The sequence below is a fragment of the Micromonospora sp. NPDC049580 genome, from assembly GCF_040675595.1.
Lineage (GTDB): Bacteria > Actinomycetota > Actinomycetes > Mycobacteriales > Micromonosporaceae > Micromonospora.
Genome location: NZ_JBFAPG010000803.1, coordinates 1 through 1,395, shown reverse-complemented (window position 1 = coordinate 1,395; position 1,395 = coordinate 1). Strand labels below are relative to the sequence as shown.

The window sequence follows — 1,395 nt, the reverse complement described above, 5'->3', positions numbered from 1 at the left end:
CCGGCGCCGGCGCCTACCTGCTGAGCGCCTGTAGTGGCGACGAGAAGTCCAGCGACCCGAACGCCCCGCAGACCATCAACTGGTGGCACATCCAGAACACCGAGCCGATGCTGCCGGTGTGGGCCGCGATGGCCAACGAGTACAAGACCGCGCACAGCAACGTCACGTTCACCATCCAGCCGCTGGAGAACGAGGCGTTCAAGGCCAAGCTGACCACCGCCACCCAGGCCGGCGACCCGCCGGACCTCTTCCAGTCCTGGGGCGGCGGCGTGCTCAAGCAGCAGGTCGACGCGGGCCTGGTCAAGGACCTCACCGACGACGTGAAGGATCTGGTCAGCGGCATCCTGCCCGCCGCCATGCAGCCGTACACGATCGACGGCAAGATCTACGGCATCCCGTTCGACATCGGCATGGTCGGGTTCTGGTACAACAAGGACCTCTTCGCCCGCGCCGGCATCACCGAGCCGCCCACCACCTGGACGGGTGTTCTCGACGCGGTCCGCAAGCTCAAGACCGCCGGCATCACCCCGGTCGCCATCGCCGGCAAGGACAAGTGGCCGGCCCACTTCTACTGGTCCTACCTGGCCATGCGCATCGGCGGCGTCGGCGCGCTGCAGAAGGCCGTCGATGACAAGAACTTCGACACCCCCGACCTCGTCGCCGCGGGTGAGCGGCTCAAGGAACTCGTCGACCTGCAGCCCTTCCAGAAGGGTTTCCTGGGAGCCGAGTACGGCTCCCCGGACGGGCAGGCCGCCACGATGGGCAACGGCGGTGCGGCCATGGAGCTGATGGGGCAGTGGGCGCCGGCGGTGCAGGCGTCCAGCTCCACAAGCAAGAAGGGCCTCGGCGACAAGCTGGGCTTCTTCCCGTTCCCGGCCGTGGACGGCGGCAAGGGCACCGCCACCGAGGTCTTCGGCGGTGGCAACGGCTTCGCCGTCGGCAAGGACGCGCCGGCCGCCACCATCGACTTCCTGAAGTTCCTGCTGAGCGTCGACAACCAGCGTCGTTCCGCGAAGACCGGCGCGGTGCTGCCCACGGTGAAGGACGCCACCGACGCCATCACCGACGCCAACAACAAGGTCGTCGCGGAGACCCTGGCCAAGAACACCGGTTTCCAGCTCTACCTCGACCAGGCGTACGCGCCCGCGCTCGGGCAGCAGATCAACGACAGCGTCGCCGAGATCATCGCCGGCAAGAAGCAGCCCGCGGCGATCCTCAAGGACATCACGCAGGTGGCGAAGACCGTCTGACCGTGACCCCGTATCCATCCGTAGCCGGCGATAGAACCCGAGTGGAGCAGGCATGACCAGGCCATCGACCGTGTCGGACACGAGGCGCGGCGACACGGCGACCGATCCGCCGGCACCGGGGCCGGGCACCACGCGACAGCGTGGC

Annotated in this window: 1 protein-coding gene; it reads left to right on the top strand. The window is 68.1% G+C overall.

Annotated elements, in window-relative coordinates; genetic code table 11:
* Window positions 1-1,250: extracellular solute-binding protein (locus tag AB0J68_RS32200; protein WP_363942667.1), on the top strand; the 1,250-nt coding region annotated here is incomplete at its 5' end.
* Between the last annotated feature and the right edge of the window lie 145 nt (window positions 1,251-1,395).